Raw genomic sequence first — 20,336 nt, forward strand, 5'->3', positions numbered from 1 at the left:
GGGATTTTTCAGTAGCATAACCACCAAAAGGTGTTGTCTCGATACCCTATTCAAGACCTTTGTCTTGGCGATAAAAAAATCGAGCCGCTGATAACTTTAGTTGTCAGCACACTAAAGCGAGATTTTTTTATTAACGATATATGAAAGCGGTATTTATAAAAATATCCAACTATGACATAATGCGAAAAAAGTTTTAATACCTTTGATATCACAAAATTTTTTTGAATTTCTGGCGGATTCGCTTAAAAAATAAATAAAACTCGTTTTGAATATAGACAATATAAAAATGTTGTTTTTATTATCGCGTATAATTTATCAACTAAAAAGCAAATATTAAAAAATTATTATTATGACAAATATATATCACACATATTTTTTACTTGTAAGGTTTAGCATTATATGGTATAATTCTATATATATATATTAGTATAATTTTTTTTATTTTTTTTGATTTAAAGGAAATATGACAAATGGAAAAAATTAATATAAACAAAATAATGGAATTATTACCGCATAGATATCCTTTCTTACTAGTTGATAGAGTAGAAAGCATTGAAGAAGGTAAAATACATGCTGTAAAAAATGTAACTTTTAATGAGCCGCAGTTTACAGGACATTTTCCTGAAAGCCCTATTATGCCTGGGGTTTTAATGATTGAAGCATTGGCTCAGACTTCTGGAATATACTGCTATACAAAGATTTTAAAGCCTGATGAATATGGTAAAAAATTTATGTTCTTTGCCAAGATAGATAATGTAAAATTCAAAAATCCTGTAATACCGGGTGATGTTATGGACATGTTTGTTACTGTTGAAGCATTCAGCAACAATCTGCTTAAAACACATGGCGAAGTAAAAGTTAATGATAAATTGGCATGCTCTGGAGATTTAGGCTTATTTTTAGTTGATAAAAAAGCTATGAAAATAGAAAAATAATAATAGGAAATAATAATGAATAATAATATACATCCTACAGCTATAATTTCTGATTCTGCTAAAATTGCAGATAATGTAAAGATAGGACCTTATGCCATTATAGAGGGAGAGGTAAATATAGGTGAAAATACATCTATAGGAGCACACTCTGTAATAAAAGAATATACTACAATAGGTAAAAATAATATAATACATGATCATACCGTTATAGGAGGGCTTCCTCAAGACATACATTTTGATAGAAAAACAGTAACTTTCCTTGAAATAGGTGATGGAAATGAAATTAGAGAATTTGCTAATCTTCATAGAGCATCTAAAGAAAATGCTAAAACTATTATAAAAAATAACTGTTATATAATGGCTACAGGACATGTTGCTCATGACTGTGAGATAAATGATAATGTTATAATATGTAATGGGGCTTTAGTGGCAGGACATGTCAGAGTAGAAAAAGGTGCTTTTATATCAGGAAACTGTGTAATACATCAATTTTGTGCTATAGGACAGTATGCTATGATAAGCGGTATGTCAGCTGTCGGAAGAGATATACTACCATTTGCATTAACTGCCCATGCAGGTGAAGCTATTATTTATAAGCTTAATTTAGTTGGTATGAGAAGGGCTGGATTCACATCAGAACAAATATCACAAGCTGAAGAAGCTTATGACATGTGGTTTAATTGGAATAAAACAAAACAAGAGTTTTTAGATACATATTTAAATGACACTTCATTAAATCCTATAGCTAGAGATATTGTAGTGTTTATATCCAAAGCTAGAAGAGGAATAACTCCTAAAAAAACTGTATAAAATAAAATAATTTATGAGAATATTTATAGCTACAGGTGAAGTATCAGGCGACATTCAAGGTGCCTTATTAGCAAGAAAAATAAAAGAGCTGGATCCTAATATTATATTAGATGGTTTCGGCGGTGTTGAAATGCAAAAAGCTAATGTTAATATATTATCAGATATGTCTACTTTATCAACTATAGGAATATTTGAAGGGGCAAATCCTAAAGTGGCTTTTAAAAATCTTGGTGCTTTTAATAGATTAAAAGAATATTTAAAAAACAATAAAGTTGATATTATGCTTCTTGTAGACAATCAAGGCGTAAATCTATTATTAGCAAAATATTGTAAGGCTAATAATATAAATTATATATATTATTTTCCGCCGCATGTAGGTATATGGGGAGCTTGGAATGCTAAAAGGCTTCTTTCTGCCAAAAAAATCATTACTCCTTTTTTCTTCGATTATGAAGTATATAAAAAATTCGGCTGTGATGTAATGTACAGCGGACACCCATTTGCAGATTTGGATTATAATAAAAAAGTACCTGAATTAAATATGCCTAAAAAAGAATATACTGTTGGTGTTCTATTTGGAAGCAGAAATCAGGAAATAAAAAAGTTAGCACCTGTATTTATAAAATCTATGAAAATGCTTAATGATATGCTTTCTTCAAATATAAGATTCGTAATACCTATAGCATATCCTGAATATAAAGAACCTATAGAAAAGATTCTAGATAATTATAAAAATTTATTAGAAAATGTTTCATATTCTTTATTATGCGGTGATGATAAGGATTATGTTTATTCTTATTCTGATGCCTTAATAATGTCAAGCGGTACAGCTAGTCTTTTAGCAGCATGCTACGGAAAACCTATGGTTATATGCTATAAAATATCATTTATAACTTTCCTGCTTGGAAAATTATTTACAAATATAAAATATGTGGGTATGCCTAATGTTCTTCTTAATGAGGAAGCTGCTCCTGAGCTTTTGCAAAATGACTGCAATCCAAATGCTATTACAAGTCATATTATAAAATATTTAACCGATAAAGAATACTATAAGAAAGTAAGCAGTAATTTACTTAGAGTGAGAGAAACTTTAGGTGAAAAAAATGTACTTGATCGTATAGCAAAAGAGATTATAAAATCATGATAGATTCTAAAACTGATATAGAAGAAATAAAAAAATATATAAAAAATCATAAAAAAGAGCCTATCAAATTTAATATTACTTGGCTTGACAGTAATTCTAAACAAAAAATAAATTTCATTTTGGAAGAAATATTAAAAAAATATAATATAACAAAATATACAAATGATGCACATTATATTATAATGGAGCTTATCTCAAATGCAATAAAAGCTAGATATCTTCATGTTATTACTATCAATACTTTAATAGAAAAATTTCCTGATTTTATAAAAAAAATAGAAAATAAAGAATATTTTAATGATTATGATATAATGAGTGAATATTCAAATATATTAAAAGATGAAGAAACATTACAAAAATTAAAAGAATTCATAAAATTAGAAAAAAAACTCATTAAAGATATTGATAACAATATTGAAATTGATGAGAATATATATTCAAAATTATTAATATGCAATAATAAACTTACTATAACATTAGTAGTTAAATTCAATAAAAATAACATAGAATTTGAAATAATAAATGATGCTCCTCTTACAATGATTAGCAGAACAAGAATAGATTCTAAAAGATTAACATTTAAAGAATATTATAAAAACAATTTAGTAGAAAAATTTTTTATGGAGCAATTGGATAATACAGAAAGTGCAGGATTCGGACTTGCATTATGTGATTTAAGACTTTTTAATCAGAATTTAGAACCTCATACTCATTTAAAAATATATGATGAAAATCATAAAACTCATTCAAAATTAATTCTGCCTATCAAAAAAGAATTCACTCTTGTGGTATATAATAAATATTAAAATTTATTTACATACCCCGCCCTCTATTCTTTATAAATTTTATATGAATATAAAACTTAATTTAGATTTTTCATTCTATTAGAAAATAAAGCACCCGCCCAAGTTGTTTTTAGATTTAAAATCTATTTAACGCACGGTTAATAAAATTTTATATATAATTAGTTTGTAATTATTAATAAATCTAGATTTATAACTTTGCTCTGCGTGCGGTAAGATAATAAAAAATCTAAATAAAATTTGGGTGGGTATTATAATTTACAAATAAGTTAAAAAGAAAAATTAATTAAATATTCTAAATTAAATAATAAATATATATGGTGGGATTTAAAATAGACTATAAAAGAAAAATATTATATATCAAGATAAATTATTTTAGCACCGCTTCCTCCAAGATTTATAGGAGCATCAAAAAAATATTTTATATGATTCTTTCCTTCTGTAGCCAAATAATATTCAACTAAATTTTTTAAAACAGGTATCCTATTTTCACTTCCAAAACCTTTGCCATGTATTATAAGAATAGGGCTTATCTTATTTTTTTTGCATTCATAAATGAAATGCTTAATTTCTATTAATGCCCTTTCACTTGTAAGTCCGTGCAAATCAAGCCTTTCTTTCGGAACTGCATTTTTTATATTAGGCTTGAATTTTGTATTGACTTTTCTATCATAAATAGACTTTTTAGAATGATTAGTGCAATCGAGGTTTTTAATTGCATTTAAAAACATTTCTTCATCTTCTTTAGTGTATGCTGATTCTTTTTTTAAATCATTTATATTTTCTTTTTTAATTTTATCATTATTAAATTCTTTTTCTATATTTTCTTTTTTATTATTAAACTCATCAGGAAAATATCCATGCTCTAAATAGAATTCAAATAATCTTCTTTCTTCTTCAGAGTTTTTTGACATATTGATAAAATCCTAAAAAATATTTACGAATTTAATAATTTTAAGAACTCAGCATTATCTTTAGTGGAATTCATTTTATCAATAACAGTCTCTATTAACTGATCTTCATCTATACCCTGAGACTGCATATATTTCCTCAATGCCCACATTTTATTTTTTTCCTCTTCAGTAAGAAGTAAATCCTCTCTCCTAGTAGAAGAAGAATCAATATCAATAGCAGGGAAAAGTCTTCTATTAGCAAGTTTTCTGTCTAAATGAAGCTCCATATTACCAGTACCTTTGAACTCTTCATATATATAATCATCCATCTTACTTCCAGTATCTACTAAGGCAGAAGCAATTATAGTAAGAGAACCGCCTTCTTCTATATTACGGGCAGCACCAAAGAATCTTTTTGGCTTATGAAGAGCATTAGAATCTACTCCTCCTGTTAAAACCTTACCGCTTGCAGGAACTACCAAGTTATAAGCCCTTGAAAGTCTTGTAATAGAATCAAGTATTATAACAACATCATGTTTATTTTCTACCAATCTTTTAGCTTTTTCAAGCACCATTTCAGAAACTTGACAATGTTTATCAGGGGTTTCATCAAAAGTAGATGCTATAACTTCAGCTTCAGGTACTTGTCTTCTCATATCAGTAACTTCTTCAGGACGCTCATCTATAAGAAGAATGAAAAGTTTAATATCAGGATAATTTTTGCATATAGCATTAGCAATTTCCTGAAGCATCATAGTTTTACCTGCTTTAGGCGGTGCTACTATTAATCCTCTTTGACCTTTACCTATAGGAGAAACAAGATTAATAATACGAGTAGAAATTTTATTAGGTGCAAACTCTAGATTTATACGCTCATTAGGAAAAATTGGAGTTAATTTATCAAAATGAGGTCTTTTGTATAAATTATTAGGTTCTTCTCCATTAACAGATTCTATTCTAAGTAAAGCAAAAAATTTCTCACCAGCATTATCTTTAGGAGGTCTAACCTCACCTGTAATTAAATCACCTGTTCTAAGTCCGAAAAGTCTTATCTGAGCAGGAGAAATATATATATCATCAGGTCCTACTAAATAATTACTATTTTTTGAACGCAAGAAACCAAAACCATCTTGCAAAGTTTCTAAAGTACCTTCAGCAACTATTTTTCCTTCTAAAGCAATCTGAGCCTTTAATATAGCATGCATAAGCTCCTGTCTTCTGATATTGTTTCCGGTATCCTTTTTTATGCCATAAGTTTCAGCAAATTCCAATAACTCTTCAAAAGTTAGAACACTCAATTTGCTAATATAAAGTATATCATGAGGTCTTTTTAATTCTTTTACCTCGTTATTATTATCCTCTAAATCCTTAGCCAATTCATATTTTTCCTGTACAGTTTCTATATTATTCGTATTTTCTTCATTAGCTTCAGAAACAACTTGCTTTACAACTTTTTTCCTAACAACTTTTTTCGGCTGAGCTGCAGATGCTTCCATTTCTTCGTTTTCATTAGATAGTTTTACACGTTTTTTAGTTGGAAAAGGCATAATAATTCCTCCGATAAAGAATAATCATAACAAGTTATAGCGAATATTCGCTATAACTATATGATAATATTTATCTTAATTTGCTTATATTAGATTTATAAACTTGATTTAATTTATTGTTATTTATTATTTATTTTCAGTTTTAGCAGAAGTGCTGTCAGATTCGCAAAGCATAACAACACACATATCAGCAGCATCTCCGAATCTCTTATATGATAAAATTTTTCTTACATAACCGCCGTTTTTAGCAGCATATCTAGGAGCTATATCTTTAAAAAGTTTAGCAAGTACTGTTTCATCTTTAATATACTTTGCTACAGTTCTTCTATTATGAACATTATCAACTTTAGCTCTATATATTATTTTATCAGCTAATTGCTTAATAGCCCTTCCTTTTTCTTTAGTAGTTTCTATTTTCTCGTATTTAAAAAGAGAAGTAAGCATATTAGAAAGCATAGCTTTTTTATGTGCACTTGTTCTATTAAATTTTTTTACTGTAACTCTATGTCTCATTTTACTATCCTTGAAAGTTTATTAACTTTTATATTATCCTCTTAACCTCTCATACCAAGATGAGCATTATACTCTGCTAGTTTTTCTTTGATTTCTTCGATAATCATTTCATTAGCACCTATAAGTCTTAATAAATCAGCATCAGTTTTTACAGCAACTTTATCTAAAGTTTTAAGATCAGAAGCCATTAAGAAATTAGCAGTTCTAACAGAGAATTCTACTTCTTCAATATGCTTACCTTTAAGAGAATCAAGCACAGAATCTTTAGGAGTTTCCTCTATTTTTTCATCATCACCATTAGCCTCTTCAGGATCCATAAAATGCTTTAAATTATCTCTTAAGATTTTAGCAGCTTGAGATAAAGCCTTATCAGGAGCTATATTTCCCTTAGTTTCTATCTCAAGAGTAAGTTTTCCGTAATCTATACGCTGACCTACTCTGATAGGATCAACATTATATTTTACACTTACAATAGGAGAATAAATAGCATCTATAGCTATAGCATTAATATCTTCTAATAACTCAATATTCATTTCAGCAGGCACATAGCTGTATCCGCCTTCGATTTGAATATCCATCTCAAAAGTATATCCCTCAGCAATTGTGGCTATATAATAATCAGGATTATGCACTTGAGCTTCTGTATCATCAGCTACTAAATCTTTAGCAGTAATAACACAAGGACCTTCTTTTTTCATATGAATAGTTTTAGTATCCAAATGAGTAGGAAGAGAAACCACAACATTTTTAAGATGCATAATCATCACTATAGTATCTTCTTTCATGCCGGGTACATTTTCAAATTCATTGCTAACACCATCTATTTTGATAGTAGTAATAGCATAACCAGGTATAGAAGATAATAGTACTCTTCTTAAAGCATTACCAACAGTTACCGCATATCCTCTCTCAAAAGGCTGAGCTATAAATTTACCATAAGTAGGAGTTAAATCTTTTTTTTCAAAAGTAACTCTATGAGGATGTCTAATAGATTCTAATATTTCTTTTAATGCCATTATTATAATACCCCTTATAAAAGAGTTCCATTACTTAGAATAATACTCAATGATGAGCTGTTCATTAATAGGATACTCTATATGCTCTCTTATAGGCAAAGTAACTATTTCACCTGTCTTGCTGGAAAGATCTAAACTTAACCAAGCAGGAACATATTCGCTTTTTAAACCTTCTGTTATAGTTTTTACTTCAGCTATTGCATTACCTCTATCAGTGATAGAAATTTTATCACCTACTTTAACACAATAAGAAGGAATAGTCATTCCCTTACCATTAACTGATATAAAACCATGAGCTACAAATTGTCTAGCCTGACTTCTGCTTTTAGCAAGTCCAAGTCTGTAAACAACATTATCCAAACGAAGTTCTAATAATCTAAGTAAGTTTTCACCGGATACACCAGCTACACGAATAGCCTCATGATAATAATTTCTAAACTGTTTTTCTAAAACGCCGTAAATACGTTTAACTTTTTGTTTTTCTCTCATCTGAATACCATATTCTGACAACTGTTTCATTTTACGGTTAGCAGGACCTGGTACATCTCTCTTTTTTGTTATAGCACATTTAGCAGTAAGACATCTATCACCTTTCAACATAAGTTTCATTTTTTCACGGCGACATAATCTACAACTAGCATCTCTATATCTTGCCATAATTATTTATCTCCTATTAATACTACTTAAATACAAATATTATATTCTTCTTCTTTTTCTAGGACGGCAGCCGTTATGAGGCATTGGAGTAACGTCCTTAATAAGTTTAACTTTAAGACCTGAAGCTTCAACAGCTCTGATTGAGCTTTCTCTTCCCATTCCAGGACCTTTAACATAAACTTCTACTTCTCTAACACCCATTTCATAAGCCTTTTTAGATGCTTTTTCACTAGCAACTTGAGCAGCAAAAGGTGTAGATTTTTTACTGCTTTTGTAATCTCCATCCAAACCTGCACTAGCCCATGATAAAGTGTCGCCATTTCTATCTGTTATAGTAACTATTGTATTATTAAAACTAGCCTTTATATGTACTATACCAAAAGCTTCAACTTTTCTATCTTTTTTAATTTTTTTATCTTTTAGAGTTTTTTTACCTTTTTGAGTAGCCACTATTCTCCCCCATTAATTATTTTTTACCTGGTGCTTTTTTCTTACCAGCAATAGCTTTTCTTGCACCGCCGCCTCTAGCATTACGAGAGTTAGTACGAGTGCGCTGACCATGTACAGGAAGCCTCTTAATATGACGCATTCCGCGGTATGAGTGAATATCTTTCAAACGCTTTATATTATTATAAAGTTCTGTTCTCAAATCACCTTCTACCTTAGTAGTGGCTTCTATAGCATCTCTTAAAGCAGTAATTTGTGCATCTGTTAAATCTTTAGCTTTAATAGAGTAATCTATATTAGCCTTATCACAAATAACATGAGCAAGAGTGCGACCTATACCGTATATATCAGTAAGGGCTATTTCTATTCTTTTATTATTTCTTATTTCAACACCCATTAAACGTGCCATATTAATTATCTCCTTAAATTAATTACTTCTGTTTTTGTTTATGTCTTGGGTTTTTCTTACATATAACTCTAACGACGCCTTTTCTTTTAACTATTTGGCAGTCATTACAACGTTTTTTTATAGAACTTTTTACTTTCATTGTAACTAATCTCCATTTAATTTATTACTTATAACGATAAATTATTCTGCCCTTTGTCAAATCATAGGGAGACATTTCTATAGTTACCTTATCTCCAGGAAGTATGCGGATAAAATTCATACGCATTTTACCGGATATATGAGCCAATATCTTATGACCATTTTCTAACTCTACTCTAAAAGTGGCATTTGGAAGAGGCTCTACTACAGTACCCTCTACTTCTATAGTTTCTCTATCAGCCATATTATTACCTTCTCACCTTAGATTTCTTTAATATGCCGTCATAGTTATGCATTTGCAAATAGGATTCTATTTGTTTTAATAACTCAACAGCAACACTCACGCTAATCATTACAGATGTTCCGCCCATCAAATAAACAAGAGAATTATTTGTACCTCTGAAAGGAGCAAATATAGGAATCTTAGACATTAAATCTGGGAATACTGCTATAGCTGCTAAGAATATTGAACCGCCTATAGTTATTCTGCTTAATACTGTTTTAAGATATTCTGCAGTTTGAGTACCCGGTCTGTATCCCGGTATAAAACCGCCTGATTTTTTAAGATTCTCTGCTATATCATCAGGATTGAACTGTACTGATGTATAAACATAGGCAAACATTATAACTAATAAACAATAAAGAATTATGTATGCCCAACTTCCATAAGAAAAGAATCTAAGCAAGGCATCAAGCCATCTCCATTGAACTCCTCTTGTTAAGCTAGCTATCTGAGCAGGAATTGCCATCAAAGCTGAAGCAAATATTATAGGAATTACACCGGAAGGATTGATCTTGAAAGGTATATGAGTTGATTGAGCTCCGAATACTTTTCTGCCTACAACTCTTTTAGCATACTGAACAGGGATTCTCCTTTGTCCGCTTTCTTCATAAACTACACAAAATATAACTATTGCGAAGATTATAAAGAAAAGAACTATTACTAAAGAGTTTAAATATTCACTTTCTCTCTTTTGTATAACATCATACACGCCAGCAGGAATACGAGCAACAATACCGGCAAAAATTATAACAGATATACCGTTACCAAGGCCGCGTTCTGTAATCTGGTCACCTAGCCACATCAAGAACATGGTACCAGCAGTAGCTGTTACAACTACGAGAAGTATGAAACCTATTCCGGGATCCATAAATATCATAGCACCTTCATTTATACTCTGAATCCAACTAGCCATAGCTGCAGATTGTACTATACAAAGAACAAGAGTTAGATATCTAACATACTGATTTATCTTTTTACGACCGCTTTCACCTTCTTTCTGCATTCTTTCCAAAGCAGGAATAACTACACCAAGAAGCTGCATTATAATTGAAGCAGAAATATAAGGCATAATACCAAGTGCCAATATAGAAAATCTAAATAAAGCACCGCCTGAAAATAAATCCATAATAGTTAAAAGTCCTCCTCCGCCTTGAGATGAGGACAAGAAGCCTAAAAGGGCTGTAGGATCTATACCAGGTGTAGGAATATGACTTCCTATTCTATAAACTAATATAGCAATAACAGTAAATAAGATTCTGCTTCTTAATTCTTGTACTCTAAATATATTAGCAAACGATTTAAACATTATAATTTACCTTAAGACTTTTTATCTTCTTTTTTTCTAATATATTTTTTACGTTCATGTATTATAACTTTACCGCCTGATTTCTCAATTTTTTCTATAGCTTTTTTACTAGCCATATCAACTGTTATAGTAACAGCATTTTTTACTTCACCCATAGAAAGAAGTTTAATATAATCTCTCTTAGATGATAAGAAACCCATTTGAAGTAAAGTTTCTCTTGTGATTTCATTACCGCCTATAGAATCTAAATCACCAACATTGATAACATTAACACATTTTTTGAAAGCTGCATTAGTGAATCCGCTTTTAGGAATTCTTCTATGTAAAGGCATTTGTCCGCCTTCAAAACCAGCTCTTCTGCTGTAACCGGCACGAGACTGAGCACCTTTATCACCTCTGCCTGCAGTACAGCCCCAGCCAGAACCTTGTCCGCGTCCTACTCTATGACGTTTTTTACTAGATCCCTTAGGAGCTCTTAATATTTTTGTATTTTCTTGTGCCATTTTTAAGAACCTCACTTATACTCTACTTTAAGAAGATGTGATATTTTATTTATCATTCCATTTATTTGAGGAGTTGCTTCATGTTCTACAACTCTTTTGCCTTTTTTGAAACCTAAAGCTACAACTGTGTCTCTTTGAGATTTCTCATAGCCTATAGGAGATTTTACTAATTTTATTACAACTTTAGCCATTATTCTGCCCTCCCATAAACCTGATCTATACTTACACCTCTTTTATTAGCCATATACTCTACTGTTTTCAAAGATTTTAACCCTTCAAAAGTAGCTTTAGCTAGGTTCATAGAGTTGTTATTTCCTAAAGACTTAGAAAGAATATTTTTTACTCCGGCTAATTCCAACACTGCACGTGCAGGACCGCCTGAAATAACTCCTGTACCTTTAGAAGCCGGCTTCATTATTATTCTGCTGCTTCTAAATACACCAACTGTATTATGAGGTATAGTTTCACCTTTTAAGTTCACTTCTATCATATTTTTTTTAGCCTGCTCTATAGCTTTTCTTATAGCATCTGGTACTTCGTTTGCTTTACCGTAACCTAAACCAACATGACCATTTTTATCGCCTAAAACCATCAAAGCAGCAAATCTAAAACGTCTTCCGCCTTTCATAACTTTAGCTACTCTGTTTAAAGTTATTAGACGCTCTTCATACATACTTTTTTCTTCGTTGTTATTTATATCGTGTGCCAAGGTAATACTCCTTAAAATTTCAATCCTGCTTCACGAGCACCGTCAGCTAGGGATTTTATTTTTCCATGATATATATATCCGTTTCTGTCAAATACAACTTCATTTATATTTTTTTCTTTTGCTCTTGCGGCTAAAATTTTACCTATTTCTTTAGCTATATCCACATTTTTACCGCTTTTTAAATCTTTTTCCTGAGAAGATGCTGATGCTAAAGTTATACCTTTACTATCATCTATTATTTGAGCAGATACATATTTAAGACTTTTATGAACTGTAAGTCTTGGACGCTCTGAACTTCCTTCTATTTTTATACGAATACTTCTTTTTCTTCTTTCGCGTTGAGCTTTAATCTTTTCTCTTAAACTCATAAAAAACCCCTTACTTAGCAGCCTTTTTACTTTCTTTATATTTTACATGCTCGCCGTCAAATCTAACACCTTTACCTTTATAAGGTTCAACAGGTCTTTTCTTTTTGATATTCATAGCAAGCTCACCTACTTGTTCTTTATCATTGCCTTCGATAATTATTTTAGTATCTTTTTCTACTGTTACTTTAACACCTTCCGGTATTTTCATTTTCACATCACTAGAAAAGCCTAATTGCAATGTTATAGTATCTCCTTGAACATTAGAACGATAACCTGTACCTTCTAATTGAAGAACTTTTTTATATCCGTTAGTAACGCCTTCTATCATATTAGAAACGAGCTTCCACACTAGACCTAATTGTGCAGAATATTTAGCTCTATTTTCTTTAATAGCTTTCTCATCAGTACTTTCAATTTTAGGAGGTTTAACCCAAAGAGAATTATTTTCGAGTTCAATTATTATATAATCAAAAAACTCTCTTGTCAACTCCCCTCTTTTACCTTTTACGATTACTTTATGTCCGTCTATCTTAACTTCAACACCTTGAGGTATCGCTATAGGTTTATTTGCCAATCTACTCATTATTAATACCCTCTAATAATTTATTACCAAACGTGGCATAAAACTTCGCCGCCGACTTTTTCTTTTCTAGCCTCTTTATCTGTCATTACACCTTTACTTGTAGATATTACAGATATACCGAAACCATTTTTTACTTGAGGTATAGTATCTACTGATGTATAAACTCTTAAACCTGGAGTTGATACTCTTTGAATTCCTTCTATTACTGAACTTCCCTCATAATATTTCAAATCTATTTCTATGCGGAAGAAATTTTTATCTTTTACTTCTACTTTTTTGAAGTCATTAATATAACCTTCTTTCTTTAAAATTGCAAGTATATTTTCCATTTTTGTAGAAAAAGGTATAGCAACAGACTCTTTTTTTGCTCTACAACCATTTCTTATTATAGTTAAAGCATCTGCTATTGGATCATGTACACTCATTTATAATTCTCCTTAAATTACCAACTAGACTTAGTTACGCCCGGTATCAAACCTTTATTTGCTAAATCTCTAAAACATATTCTGCACATCTTGTACTGTCTTATATAAGCACGAGGTCTGCCGCATATTGGGCATCTGTTATATTGTCTTGTTTTATATTTTTGTTTTTTTGTAGCTTTAACTTTAAGTGCCAATCTAGCCATTATTTATTCTCCTGACTTTTAGGTGCTGCACGGAATGGCAAACCTACTCTTTCTAATAAAGTGCGTGCCATATCGTCATTATCTGCAGTAGTTACTATTGTTATATTTAAGCCTTTTACGGCATCTGTTTTATCAAAACTTATCTCTGGGAATATAGTATGTTCTTTTATTCCTAAGTTATAGTTGCCATTACCATCGAAACCTCTTCTAGGAATACCTTGGAAGTCTCTTACTCTTGGTAATGCTATGAATATTAATCTCTCTAAGAAGTCATACATTCTTTCGCCTCTTAAAGTTACTCTGCAGCCTATAGGCATTCCTTGTCTTAATTTGAAATTAGCTATAGACTTTTTAGCTCTTGTTACAACAGCTCTTTGTCCTGCTATTTGGCTTAGTTCTTCTACAGCAGAATCAACATATTTTTTGTCTGTTACAGCCTGAGTTACTCCCATATTGATTATAATTTTCTCTATTTTAGGGATAGCCATAGTAGAGCTTAAATTCATATCTTTTAGAAGAGACTGTTTAATTTCTTTTTCATACCTATCTTTCAATACTGACATAATTTATTTCTCCTACTTACTTATCAAGAACTTCGCCCGATTTTTTGGCATATCTTTTTAGTTTACCATCTACTTCTTTTCTTCCAACTCTAGTAGCTTTTCCAGCTTTGTTTACTACCATTACATTGGATATATGTATTGAAGCTTCTTTTTCAACTATACCGCCTTTTTGATTCTCTTGGCTTTTAGGCATAGTTTTTTTAACCATATTGATGTTTTTTACTAAAACTCTGCCTCTTGTTCTATCTACAGACAATACCTCTCCGCGTTCTCCGCTTTGCTCTCCAGCTATTACCTCAACAGTATCGCCTTTTTTTACTTTGTATTTTGTCTTACTTAAATCTTGTTTCTTTATCATAATTATATTACCTCTGGTGCAAGTGATACTATCTTCATAAAGCCTCTGTCTCTTAGTTCACGAGCTACCGGTCCGAATATACGTTTACCGCGTGGCTCTCTTTTATCGTCTACTATAACAGCAGCATTCTCGTCAAAACGAATATATGAACCGTCAGGGCGTCTAACTTCTTTTTTTACTCTTACTATTACGGCTTTTACTACTTTACCTTTTTCTATAGAGCAAGTAGGTATTATATCTGTTACAGAGCAAACAATTACATCACCTAAAGTAGCATATCTGCGTCTGCTTCCGCCTAATACCTTAATACATTTTAACTTTTTCACGCCAGTGTTGTCGGCTACATTAAGAGTACTTGGTACTTGTATCATAATTCTTACTCTCCTTCAACCTGTGAAGAAACTGCTGCTTCTGGAGCATGTTTTTCACGTTTTAATACGCTTTCTACATCGCTGTCTATAGAATCTTTATCTATACGCTCTGCTTTCTTGATTATTTTTGTTAATCTGAATTTTTTATCTTTACTAAGAGGTCTGCACTCTATCACTCTTACTAAATCGCCTTCATGACATTCATTTTTTTCATCATGAGCTTTATATCTTTTATTTTTACTAATAGTTTTACCATAAAGCGGGTGTTTCTGCTTGCTTTCTACTTTTACAACTATAGTTTTATCCATTTTATCAGAAACTACAATTCCCTCAAGTACTCTTTTATATTTTTTTGCTTTGCTTTCCACAGTAATACCTCACTATTTTTTTATGCCAAGTTCATGCTGACGAATAAATGTCTTAACTCTAGCTATATCTTTACGAGCTTTTTTAAGCTGATGTGTTTGTCTTGCATCACCAACTACTTTTTCAAATCTATGCTCTTGATATTCTTTTTCTAATTTTAGAAGTTCACCTTTAAGCTCTTCTAAACCTAATGACTTATAATCTTTTTTATCTTTAGCCATTATATAGCCTCCCTCTTAATGAACTTAGTTTTTATAGGGAGCTTAAAACCAGCTAGTCTGAAAGCTGATTGAGCTAACTCTTCTGGAACACCTGCTATTTCAAATATTACTTTTCCAGGTTTAACTACAGCTACCCAATATTCAACATTACCTTTACCTTTACCCATTCTAGTTTCAGCAGGTTTTTTAGTATAAGGTTTATCTGGAAATACTTTTATCCACATTTTACCTACACGTTTAACATGTCTTGATATAGCAATACGCGCAGCCTCAATTTGTCTATCTGTAAGCCATACAGGTTCTAATGCCATTAAGCCGTAATCTCCGAAAGTTAAATTACTTCCCCTCTTTGATTTGCCTTTCATTCTGCCTCTATGATGTTTACGATATTTCATTCTTGATGGTTGTAACATTATCTATCTCCTTTGGCACTGATAACTTTACCTGCATCATCTTGTTTATGTTCTTTTTTATCAAGAATTTCTCCCTTATAGATCCACACTTTTATTCCGATAATACCGAATGTAGTAAGTGCTTCTGCAGTGCCGTAATCTATATTAGCTCTTAATGTATGTAATGGTACTGAACCATTTTTGTATTGTTCTGTTCTAGCAATATCAGCTCCTGCTAAACGGCCAGAACACATAACTTTTATACCTTTAGCACCTTTTTTCATAGCTTGAGTTATAACGCTTTTCATAGCTCTTCTGAAAGCAACACGCATTTCTAATTGGCGAGCCACATTCTGTGCCGCTAAAGTAGCATCTAACTCTGCATCTCTGATTTCTGTAATAGAGAAATGAACTGGTTTTTTAACCATTTTCTGAACTGTTGTTTTTACAGTTTCAACTCTCTGACCTTTAGGTCCTATTACAACACCTGCTCTTGCAGTAGAGATGAAAATATTTATTCTATCTGGGAAACGAACTATTTGTATATCAGATATAGCAGGGTCAAAAGACTCTTTCTTTCCGCCTATTTTCTTTTGTTCTTCTTTTAATGTTTTATAATAGTAATTCATTATATAGCGTCTGATAGATAAATCTTCATGCAAGCTGTCTGCATAAGTTCTGCTATCTTCAAACCATTTACTAGACCAAGTTTTGTTAATTCCGAGTCTTAAGCCTATTGGACTAACCTTTTGACCCATAGTTTATACCTCCGCTGCTTTAGGTGCTTCTTCTGTTTTAGCACTTTTAGCTTTTAATTTTTTCTTTTCAGGTTTTTTATCATCACTTAAAATTATAGTAATATGTGAAAGTCTTTTTAATATTGGATCTGCACTGCCTCTGCTTGCTGCACGTATTCTTTTTAGAGTAGGTGCTTTATCTACATAAGCAGTTTTTACCCATAATGTATCCGGATTGATATTTCTTGATTGGAATATAGCATTAGCTATTCCGCTTTTAATAGCCTTTCTTAGAACTACTGATGACATCTGAGGCATTGCTGCAAGATTAGATATAGCATGGTTAACATACTCGCCTTTAACAAAAGGAAGAAGTCTTGCTACTTTTCTGCGGCCAATGCGTAAATAACGTACCTTTACTTTATAATCCATAGTCTAAATCCTTATTTCTTACCTACTTTAGCGGCACCTGCATGAGATATAAATTTTCTTGTTGGTGCAAATTCGCCTAGTTTATGACCTATCATATTTTCTTGTATATAAACTGCTACAAATGTTTTACCATTATGTACATTTATAGTGAAACCTATCATCTCTGGAATAATTGTTGAAGCACGGCTATAAGTTTTTATTTGGTGCTTGTTATCTCCAGCCTGTATTTTCTTAAAAAGATTTTTATCTACAAAAGGTCCTTTTTTTATAGAGCGAGACATTATTTTTTACCCCCTCTTCTTTTGATTATTAATCTGTCAGAATATTTATGTTTCTTTCTAGTCTTGTAACCCTTAGTAGGCACGCCTGTTGGTGAAACAGGGTGCGGATTACCTTGTCCGCTTTTACCTTCACCACCGCCATGTGGGTGATCTACTGGGTTCATTACAACACCTCTTACTTTTGGTCTTCTGCCTTTATGTCTTGTAGTACCAGCTTTACCATCAGTAGTATTGAAATGATCTAAGTTGCCAATCTGACCTATAGTAGCATAACAATTTTCTAAGATTCTTCTTTCTTCACCAGAACGAAGTCTTATTACACAATAACCGCCTGATTTAGCTGTTATTTGAGCACCACCGCCTGCTGCTCTAACAAGCTGACCGCCTTTTCCAGGAGTTATTTCAATGTTATGTATTATAGTACCTAATGGAATTTTTTTCAATGGTAAAGTACAGCCAACTTTAACTTTTGCATTTTCTCCGCTTACTACTCTATCACCTACATTAAGTCCCAATGGCCATATTATGTATCTTTTTTCGCCATCTGTATAGTGTAATAGTGCTATACGAGCAGTTCTGTTAGGATCATACTCTATAGAAACCACTTTAGCTTCTATATCATGCTTATCTCTTCTAAAATCTACAAATCTAAAAAGTTTTTTATGTCCGCCTCCGCGACGACGCATAGTTATACGACCATTAGAACCGCGTCCGCTTATACGCTTTTTTCCGCATACTAATGATTTGCAAGGCTCATTTGTCGTAATATCCGAAAAGTCCACTACTGTACGATAGCGTAAACTTGGTGTTGTCGGTTTAAATTTCTTAATAGCCATCGGTTATCCCTCATTATTTTACTATATCTATTGATTCTTTGCCGTCAAGAACTATTATCGCTTTTTTATAACTGCGTGTATATCCGCGTCTGCTCATTCTGCGATTTTTCTTTTTTGGCTTAACATTTATTATTTTACAATCTAGCGGATGCACATTAAATATCTTCTCAACCGCTTTCATCAATTCCTGCTTATTAGCATCCTGTCTTACTTTAAATACATAATAACGCTTCTCTGTTCCTCTAGGCTCAGTTCTAAGCATATTACTTTTTTCTGTAAGTATAGGTTCAATTAAAAGTGAATACATACTCATATTTTTTAACCCTTAATTCTAGCATTTAATTTAGATAAAGCTGTTTTAGTAAAATATACCTCATCAGCATAAAATAAAGGATGTATAGACATACTGTCTGCATTTACAAGCTTTAAATCTTTGATGTTTCTTAAAGATAATAACAATTTATTATAATTATCACCTAAAGATTCATCTTTACCTACTACAAATGCCACTTTTCTTGTATTTGGTTCTTTAACCTTACTTATAAAACTAGCCATTCTTTTTGTTTTTGGAGCATCAAAAGTGAAATCTTCAAAAACTTTAAGAACATTGTTTCCATATTTTAAAGATAAAACAGACAATAGAGCCTTACGTTTCATTTTCTTTGGCAATCTATAGCTATAATCGCGAGGCTTAGGTGTATGTGTTTTACCGCCGCCTACCCAAATTGGGGATCTTGTAGAACCTGCTCTAGCTCTACCTGTGCCTTTTTGTCTCCAAGGTTTTTTACCGCCTCCTGAAACTTCTGCTCTTGTTTTTGTAGAGTGAGTTCCTTGGCGTCTGTTAGCTAATTCATTTTTGATTGCTTCGTAAAGTAGATTATTGTTAACTTCTGATTTAAATATCTCATCAACAATCTCTAAATTGCCTACGCTATCTCCATTTTCATTTAGTATTACTACTTCCATTTTATCATCCTGTTATTATTTCACTCTATTAATTCATTGAGTTCTTTTTCTTATTGCGTTTTTTAGCTGCTGATGTTAATTTAACTATGCTATTAACTGCACCAGGTATAGCACCTTTAATCATAATCAAATTATCATCTGGTCTTATTTCAACCACCTTTAAATTCTGTATAGTAGTCAAAGTATTACCCATATGTCCAGGCATACCTTTACCTTTCCATACTCTTGCAGGATAACTGTTACATCCTATAGAACCTGCTCTTCTTCTGAAATTAGAACCGTGGCTCATAGGACCACCGTCATAATTATGTCTTTTCATTACGCCGGCAAAACCTCTACCCTTACTCAAAGAACTAACATCTATAAAATCGCCTGCTTGAAATATATCCGCTTTAAGCTCCTGACCTACTGTATAAGAGCTAGCATCGTCCATTCTGAACTCTTTTAAATATTTCTTAGGCTCTAAATTTGCTTTTTTAAACTGACCTATTTGAGGCTTTTTTAAATGCTTTTCTTTTACGGCACCATAGCCTAATTGAATAGCACTGTAGCCATCTTTCTCATTATCTCTTATCTGCATAACTGTGCATGGTCCAGCCTCTACTACTGTTACTGCTATAGCATTACCAGTCTCATCGAAAACTGTTGTCATACCCAATTTTTTGCCAATTATTCCTACCATCGGCGAATCCTCTATAATGATTTTACTTACTACTTTTTAATGTTTCAAACTATTACAGATAAAACGTAGTAAAGCTTTATCTTTAATATTTTTTAATTAAACGCTTATTTAAGCTGAACATCAACCCCAGCTGGAAGCGCCAATTTCTTAAGAGACTCTGTTGTCTGAGGTGTTACATCAAAGATATCTATTAATCTTTTATATATACGCATCTCAAATTGTTCTCTTGATTTAATATTTACATGCGGACTTCTTATTACTGTTACCTTACGAATACTTGTAGGCAATGGTATAGGTCCTGATACTCTAGCTCCTGTTTTCTTTACACTAGCTACTATAGACTGAGCTGATTGATCAATAAGCTCAATATCAAAGGCTTTTAGTTTAACTCGTATTTTCTGTTCTTTCATAGCTTGAATTACTCGCTTTCTCTTAATTT

35 protein-coding genes are annotated in these 20,336 nt (G+C 31.8%); 4 read left to right on the forward strand and 31 right to left on the reverse strand.

Features of this window, described 5'->3' with window-relative positions; genetic code table 11:
• Positions 1-470 precede the first annotated feature (470 nt).
• From fabZ to BHAMNSH16_RS05340, 4 genes are read left to right on the forward strand one after another with little or no spacing between them, the layout of a single operon-like run.
• On the forward strand, positions 471-935 hold the full coding sequence (gene fabZ / locus BHAMNSH16_RS05325) for a 3-hydroxyacyl-ACP dehydratase FabZ (RefSeq protein ID WP_008729336.1): 465 nt from the start codon (positions 471-473) through the stop codon (positions 933-935).
• 15 nt (positions 936-950) lie between these two features.
• Complete coding sequence (lpxA, locus tag BHAMNSH16_RS05330; RefSeq protein ID WP_008729337.1) at positions 951-1,745, forward strand: acyl-ACP--UDP-N-acetylglucosamine O-acyltransferase; 795 nt, start codon at positions 951-953, stop codon at positions 1,743-1,745.
• A gap of 13 nt (positions 1,746-1,758) precedes the next feature.
• Positions 1,759-2,889 carry a lipid-A-disaccharide synthase gene (lpxB, locus tag BHAMNSH16_RS05335; RefSeq protein ID WP_008729338.1) on the forward strand — a complete coding sequence of 377 codons (1,131 nt, stop codon included), beginning with the start codon at positions 1,759-1,761 and terminating at the stop codon, positions 2,887-2,889.
• On the forward strand, positions 2,886-3,695 hold the full coding sequence (locus BHAMNSH16_RS05340; RefSeq protein ID WP_069732038.1) for a hypothetical protein: 810 nt from the start codon (positions 2,886-2,888) through the stop codon (positions 3,693-3,695). Before lpxB ends, BHAMNSH16_RS05340 begins: the two co-directional genes overlap by 4 nt.
• A 350-nt stretch (positions 3,696-4,045) precedes the next feature.
• Here BHAMNSH16_RS05340 and BHAMNSH16_RS05345 read toward each other — a convergent pair whose 3' ends face one another.
• The 31 genes from BHAMNSH16_RS05345 to rpsJ form a co-directional block, all read right to left on the reverse strand.
• The gene (locus BHAMNSH16_RS05345; RefSeq protein WP_008727087.1) at positions 4,046-4,606 is read right to left on the reverse strand and encodes a Smr/MutS family protein; all 561 of its coding nucleotides are present in this window, start codon (positions 4,604-4,606) and stop codon (positions 4,046-4,048) included.
• Between the two features lie 23 nt (positions 4,607-4,629).
• Positions 4,630-6,132: a transcription termination factor Rho gene (gene rho, locus BHAMNSH16_RS05350; protein WP_008727089.1), complete on the reverse strand. Its 1,503-nt coding sequence runs from the start codon at positions 6,130-6,132 to the stop codon at positions 4,630-4,632.
• 126 nt (positions 6,133-6,258) lie between these two features.
• The gene (gene rplQ, locus BHAMNSH16_RS05355; protein WP_008727091.1) at positions 6,259-6,645 is read right to left on the reverse strand and encodes a 50S ribosomal protein L17; all 387 of its coding nucleotides are present in this window, start codon (positions 6,643-6,645) and stop codon (positions 6,259-6,261) included.
• A 41-nt stretch (positions 6,646-6,686) separates the two neighbouring features.
• A complete protein-coding gene (locus BHAMNSH16_RS05360; RefSeq protein ID WP_008723424.1) occupies positions 6,687-7,661 on the reverse strand; it encodes a DNA-directed RNA polymerase subunit alpha in 975 nt (324 codons plus the stop codon).
• Positions 7,662-7,691: 30 nt separating this feature from the next.
• A complete protein-coding gene (gene rpsD / locus BHAMNSH16_RS05365) occupies positions 7,692-8,318 on the reverse strand; it encodes a 30S ribosomal protein S4 (RefSeq protein ID WP_008727093.1) in 627 nt (208 codons plus the stop codon).
• 39 nt (positions 8,319-8,357) lie between these two features.
• The gene (gene rpsK, locus BHAMNSH16_RS05370; RefSeq protein ID WP_008723418.1) at positions 8,358-8,768 is read right to left on the reverse strand and encodes a 30S ribosomal protein S11; all 411 of its coding nucleotides are present in this window, start codon (positions 8,766-8,768) and stop codon (positions 8,358-8,360) included.
• Between the two features lie 16 nt (positions 8,769-8,784).
• A complete protein-coding gene (rpsM, locus tag BHAMNSH16_RS05375) occupies positions 8,785-9,174 on the reverse strand; it encodes a 30S ribosomal protein S13 (protein WP_008723417.1) in 390 nt (129 codons plus the stop codon).
• A 22-nt stretch (positions 9,175-9,196) separates the two neighbouring features.
• Complete coding sequence (gene rpmJ / locus BHAMNSH16_RS05380) at positions 9,197-9,313, reverse strand: 50S ribosomal protein L36 (protein ID WP_008723415.1); 117 nt, start codon at positions 9,311-9,313, stop codon at positions 9,197-9,199.
• 24 nt (positions 9,314-9,337) lie between these two features.
• On the reverse strand, positions 9,338-9,556 hold the full coding sequence (infA, locus tag BHAMNSH16_RS05385; RefSeq protein ID WP_008727096.1) for a translation initiation factor IF-1: 219 nt from the start codon (positions 9,554-9,556) through the stop codon (positions 9,338-9,340).
• Positions 9,557-9,560: 4 nt separating this feature from the next.
• Positions 9,561-10,901, reverse strand: coding sequence for a preprotein translocase subunit SecY (secY, locus tag BHAMNSH16_RS05390; RefSeq protein WP_008727098.1), 1,341 nt, complete (start codon positions 10,899-10,901; stop codon positions 9,561-9,563).
• Positions 10,902-10,912: 11 nt separating this feature from the next.
• Complete coding sequence (rplO, locus tag BHAMNSH16_RS05395; RefSeq protein WP_069732037.1) at positions 10,913-11,404, reverse strand: 50S ribosomal protein L15; 492 nt, start codon at positions 11,402-11,404, stop codon at positions 10,913-10,915.
• An 11-nt stretch (positions 11,405-11,415) separates the two neighbouring features.
• Complete coding sequence (gene rpmD / locus BHAMNSH16_RS05400) at positions 11,416-11,595, reverse strand: 50S ribosomal protein L30 (RefSeq protein ID WP_008727102.1); 180 nt, start codon at positions 11,593-11,595, stop codon at positions 11,416-11,418.
• Positions 11,595-12,113 (reverse strand): 30S ribosomal protein S5, encoded by a 519-nt coding sequence (rpsE, locus tag BHAMNSH16_RS05405; protein WP_008727103.1) that lies wholly within the window; start codon positions 12,111-12,113, stop codon positions 11,595-11,597. Before rpsE ends, rpmD begins: the two co-directional genes overlap by 1 nt.
• Positions 12,114-12,124: 11 nt before the next feature.
• Entirely contained in the window at positions 12,125-12,481 is a 357-nt protein-coding gene (gene rplR, locus BHAMNSH16_RS05410) for a 50S ribosomal protein L18 (protein ID WP_008723408.1), read from the reverse strand.
• Between the two features lie 10 nt (positions 12,482-12,491).
• A complete protein-coding gene (gene rplF, locus BHAMNSH16_RS05415; protein ID WP_008727106.1) occupies positions 12,492-13,064 on the reverse strand; it encodes a 50S ribosomal protein L6 in 573 nt (190 codons plus the stop codon).
• A 23-nt stretch (positions 13,065-13,087) separates the two neighbouring features.
• Positions 13,088-13,489 carry a 30S ribosomal protein S8 gene (rpsH, locus tag BHAMNSH16_RS05420; protein WP_008727108.1) on the reverse strand — a complete coding sequence of 134 codons (402 nt, stop codon included), beginning with the start codon at positions 13,487-13,489 and terminating at the stop codon, positions 13,088-13,090.
• Between the two features lie 17 nt (positions 13,490-13,506).
• Positions 13,507-13,692, reverse strand: coding sequence for a type Z 30S ribosomal protein S14 (locus tag BHAMNSH16_RS05425; protein WP_008723403.1), 186 nt, complete (start codon positions 13,690-13,692; stop codon positions 13,507-13,509).
• Positions 13,692-14,255 (reverse strand): 50S ribosomal protein L5, encoded by a 564-nt coding sequence (rplE, locus tag BHAMNSH16_RS05430; RefSeq protein ID WP_008723394.1) that lies wholly within the window; start codon positions 14,253-14,255, stop codon positions 13,692-13,694. The genes BHAMNSH16_RS05425 and rplE overlap by 1 nt, the downstream gene beginning before the upstream one ends.
• A gap of 16 nt (positions 14,256-14,271) precedes the next feature.
• The gene (gene rplX, locus BHAMNSH16_RS05435; protein ID WP_008723393.1) at positions 14,272-14,613 is read right to left on the reverse strand and encodes a 50S ribosomal protein L24; all 342 of its coding nucleotides are present in this window, start codon (positions 14,611-14,613) and stop codon (positions 14,272-14,274) included.
• 2 nt (positions 14,614-14,615) lie between these two features.
• The gene (rplN, locus tag BHAMNSH16_RS05440) at positions 14,616-14,984 is read right to left on the reverse strand and encodes a 50S ribosomal protein L14 (RefSeq protein ID WP_008727111.1); all 369 of its coding nucleotides are present in this window, start codon (positions 14,982-14,984) and stop codon (positions 14,616-14,618) included.
• 5 nt (positions 14,985-14,989) lie between these two features.
• Positions 14,990-15,352: a 30S ribosomal protein S17 gene (gene rpsQ / locus BHAMNSH16_RS14830; RefSeq protein ID WP_008723388.1), complete on the reverse strand. Its 363-nt coding sequence runs from the start codon at positions 15,350-15,352 to the stop codon at positions 14,990-14,992.
• A 12-nt stretch (positions 15,353-15,364) separates the two neighbouring features.
• Positions 15,365-15,571, reverse strand: a complete 207-nt coding sequence (gene rpmC / locus BHAMNSH16_RS05450; RefSeq protein ID WP_008723386.1) for a 50S ribosomal protein L29 — start codon at positions 15,569-15,571, stop codon at positions 15,365-15,367.
• Positions 15,571-15,984 (reverse strand): 50S ribosomal protein L16, encoded by a 414-nt coding sequence (gene rplP, locus BHAMNSH16_RS05455; RefSeq protein ID WP_008727113.1) that lies wholly within the window; start codon positions 15,982-15,984, stop codon positions 15,571-15,573. The genes rpmC and rplP overlap by 1 nt, the downstream gene beginning before the upstream one ends.
• Positions 15,984-16,721 (reverse strand): 30S ribosomal protein S3, encoded by a 738-nt coding sequence (gene rpsC / locus BHAMNSH16_RS05460; protein ID WP_008727116.1) that lies wholly within the window; start codon positions 16,719-16,721, stop codon positions 15,984-15,986. Before rpsC ends, rplP begins: the two co-directional genes overlap by 1 nt.
• A gap of 3 nt (positions 16,722-16,724) precedes the next feature.
• A complete protein-coding gene (gene rplV, locus BHAMNSH16_RS05465; protein WP_008723380.1) occupies positions 16,725-17,132 on the reverse strand; it encodes a 50S ribosomal protein L22 in 408 nt (135 codons plus the stop codon).
• Positions 17,133-17,143: 11 nt separating this feature from the next.
• Positions 17,144-17,413 (reverse strand): 30S ribosomal protein S19, encoded by a 270-nt coding sequence (gene rpsS / locus BHAMNSH16_RS05470; protein ID WP_008723378.1) that lies wholly within the window; start codon positions 17,411-17,413, stop codon positions 17,144-17,146.
• Positions 17,413-18,249 carry a 50S ribosomal protein L2 gene (gene rplB, locus BHAMNSH16_RS05475; protein WP_008723375.1) on the reverse strand — a complete coding sequence of 279 codons (837 nt, stop codon included), beginning with the start codon at positions 18,247-18,249 and terminating at the stop codon, positions 17,413-17,415. Before rplB ends, rpsS begins: the two co-directional genes overlap by 1 nt.
• 13 nt (positions 18,250-18,262) lie before the next feature.
• Positions 18,263-18,556 (reverse strand): 50S ribosomal protein L23, encoded by a 294-nt coding sequence (gene rplW, locus BHAMNSH16_RS05480; RefSeq protein ID WP_176720004.1) that lies wholly within the window; start codon positions 18,554-18,556, stop codon positions 18,263-18,265.
• Between the two features lie 11 nt (positions 18,557-18,567).
• Positions 18,568-19,215, reverse strand: coding sequence for a 50S ribosomal protein L4 (gene rplD, locus BHAMNSH16_RS05485; protein WP_008723372.1), 648 nt, complete (start codon positions 19,213-19,215; stop codon positions 18,568-18,570).
• A 28-nt stretch (positions 19,216-19,243) separates the two neighbouring features.
• Entirely contained in the window at positions 19,244-19,897 is a 654-nt protein-coding gene (gene rplC, locus BHAMNSH16_RS05490) for a 50S ribosomal protein L3 (protein WP_008727118.1), read from the reverse strand.
• A 104-nt stretch (positions 19,898-20,001) separates the two neighbouring features.
• On the reverse strand, positions 20,002-20,307 hold the full coding sequence (gene rpsJ / locus BHAMNSH16_RS05495; RefSeq protein WP_008723370.1) for a 30S ribosomal protein S10: 306 nt from the start codon (positions 20,305-20,307) through the stop codon (positions 20,002-20,004).
• Positions 20,308-20,336 lie beyond the last annotated feature (29 nt).

It is taken from the genome of Brachyspira hampsonii (assembly GCF_002214805.1).
GTDB classification, from domain to species: Bacteria; Spirochaetota; Brachyspiria; order Brachyspirales; family Brachyspiraceae; genus Brachyspira; species Brachyspira hampsonii.

Coding starts and splice junctions, on each gene's coding strand:
- fabZ (WP_008729336.1), top strand. CDS start 471: ATGGAAAAAATTAATATAAACAAAATAATGGAATTATTACCGCATAGA.
- lpxA (WP_008729337.1), top strand. CDS start 951: ATGAATAATAATATACATCCTACAGCTATAATTTCTGATTCTGCTAAA.
- lpxB (WP_008729338.1), top strand. CDS start 1,759: ATGAGAATATTTATAGCTACAGGTGAAGTATCAGGCGACATTCAAGGT.
- BHAMNSH16_RS05340 (WP_069732038.1), top strand. CDS start 2,886: ATGATAGATTCTAAAACTGATATAGAAGAAATAAAAAAATATATAAAA.
- BHAMNSH16_RS05345 (WP_008727087.1), bottom strand. CDS start 4,606: ATGTCAAAAAACTCTGAAGAAGAAAGAAGATTATTTGAATTCTATTTA.
- rho (WP_008727089.1), bottom strand. CDS start 6,132: ATGCCTTTTCCAACTAAAAAACGTGTAAAACTATCTAATGAAAACGAA.
- rplQ (WP_008727091.1), bottom strand. CDS start 6,645: ATGAGACATAGAGTTACAGTAAAAAAATTTAATAGAACAAGTGCACAT.
- BHAMNSH16_RS05360 (WP_008723424.1), bottom strand. CDS start 7,661: ATGGCATTAAAAGAAATATTAGAATCTATTAGACATCCTCATAGAGTT.
- rpsD (WP_008727093.1), bottom strand. CDS start 8,318: ATGGCAAGATATAGAGATGCTAGTTGTAGATTATGTCGCCGTGAAAAA.
- rpsM (WP_008723417.1), bottom strand. CDS start 9,174: ATGGCACGTTTAATGGGTGTTGAAATAAGAAATAATAAAAGAATAGAA.
- rpmJ (WP_008723415.1), bottom strand. CDS start 9,313: ATGAAAGTAAAAAGTTCTATAAAAAAACGTTGTAATGACTGCCAAATA.
- infA (WP_008727096.1), bottom strand. CDS start 9,556: ATGGCTGATAGAGAAACTATAGAAGTAGAGGGTACTGTAGTAGAGCCT.
- secY (WP_008727098.1), bottom strand. CDS start 10,901: ATGTTTAAATCGTTTGCTAATATATTTAGAGTACAAGAATTAAGAAGC.
- rplO (WP_069732037.1), bottom strand. CDS start 11,404: ATGGCACAAGAAAATACAAAAATATTAAGAGCTCCTAAGGGATCTAGT.
- rpmD (WP_008727102.1), bottom strand. CDS start 11,595: ATGGCTAAAGTTGTAATAAAATTAGTAAAATCTCCTATAGGCTATGAG.
- rplR (WP_008723408.1), bottom strand. CDS start 12,481: ATGAGTTTAAGAGAAAAGATTAAAGCTCAACGCGAAAGAAGAAAAAGA.
- rplF (WP_008727106.1), bottom strand. CDS start 13,064: ATGAGTAGATTGGCAAATAAACCTATAGCGATACCTCAAGGTGTTGAA.
- rpsH (WP_008727108.1), bottom strand. CDS start 13,489: ATGAGTGTACATGATCCAATAGCAGATGCTTTAACTATAATAAGAAAT.
- BHAMNSH16_RS05425 (WP_008723403.1), bottom strand. CDS start 13,692: ATGGCTAGATTGGCACTTAAAGTTAAAGCTACAAAAAAACAAAAATAT.
- rplE (WP_008723394.1), bottom strand. CDS start 14,255: ATGTCAGTATTGAAAGATAGGTATGAAAAAGAAATTAAACAGTCTCTT.
- rplX (WP_008723393.1), bottom strand. CDS start 14,613: ATGATAAAGAAACAAGATTTAAGTAAGACAAAATACAAAGTAAAAAAA.
- rplN (WP_008727111.1), bottom strand. CDS start 14,984: ATGATACAAGTACCAAGTACTCTTAATGTAGCCGACAACACTGGCGTG.
- rpmC (WP_008723386.1), bottom strand. CDS start 15,571: ATGGCTAAAGATAAAAAAGATTATAAGTCATTAGGTTTAGAAGAGCTT.
- rplP (WP_008727113.1), bottom strand. CDS start 15,984: ATGTTACAACCATCAAGAATGAAATATCGTAAACATCATAGAGGCAGA.
- rpsC (WP_008727116.1), bottom strand. CDS start 16,721: ATGGGTCAAAAGGTTAGTCCAATAGGCTTAAGACTCGGAATTAACAAA.
- rplV (WP_008723380.1), bottom strand. CDS start 17,132: ATGGATTATAAAGTAAAGGTACGTTATTTACGCATTGGCCGCAGAAAA.
- rpsS (WP_008723378.1), bottom strand. CDS start 17,413: ATGTCTCGCTCTATAAAAAAAGGACCTTTTGTAGATAAAAATCTTTTT.
- rplB (WP_008723375.1), bottom strand. CDS start 18,249: ATGGCTATTAAGAAATTTAAACCGACAACACCAAGTTTACGCTATCGT.
- rplW (WP_176720004.1), bottom strand. CDS start 18,556: ATGTATTCACTTTTAATTGAACCTATACTTACAGAAAAAAGTAATATG.
- rplD (WP_008723372.1), bottom strand. CDS start 19,215: ATGGAAGTAGTAATACTAAATGAAAATGGAGATAGCGTAGGCAATTTA.
- rplC (WP_008727118.1), bottom strand. CDS start 19,897: ATGGTAGGAATAATTGGCAAAAAATTGGGTATGACAACAGTTTTCGAT.
- rpsJ (WP_008723370.1), bottom strand. CDS start 20,307: ATGAAAGAACAGAAAATACGAGTTAAACTAAAAGCCTTTGATATTGAG.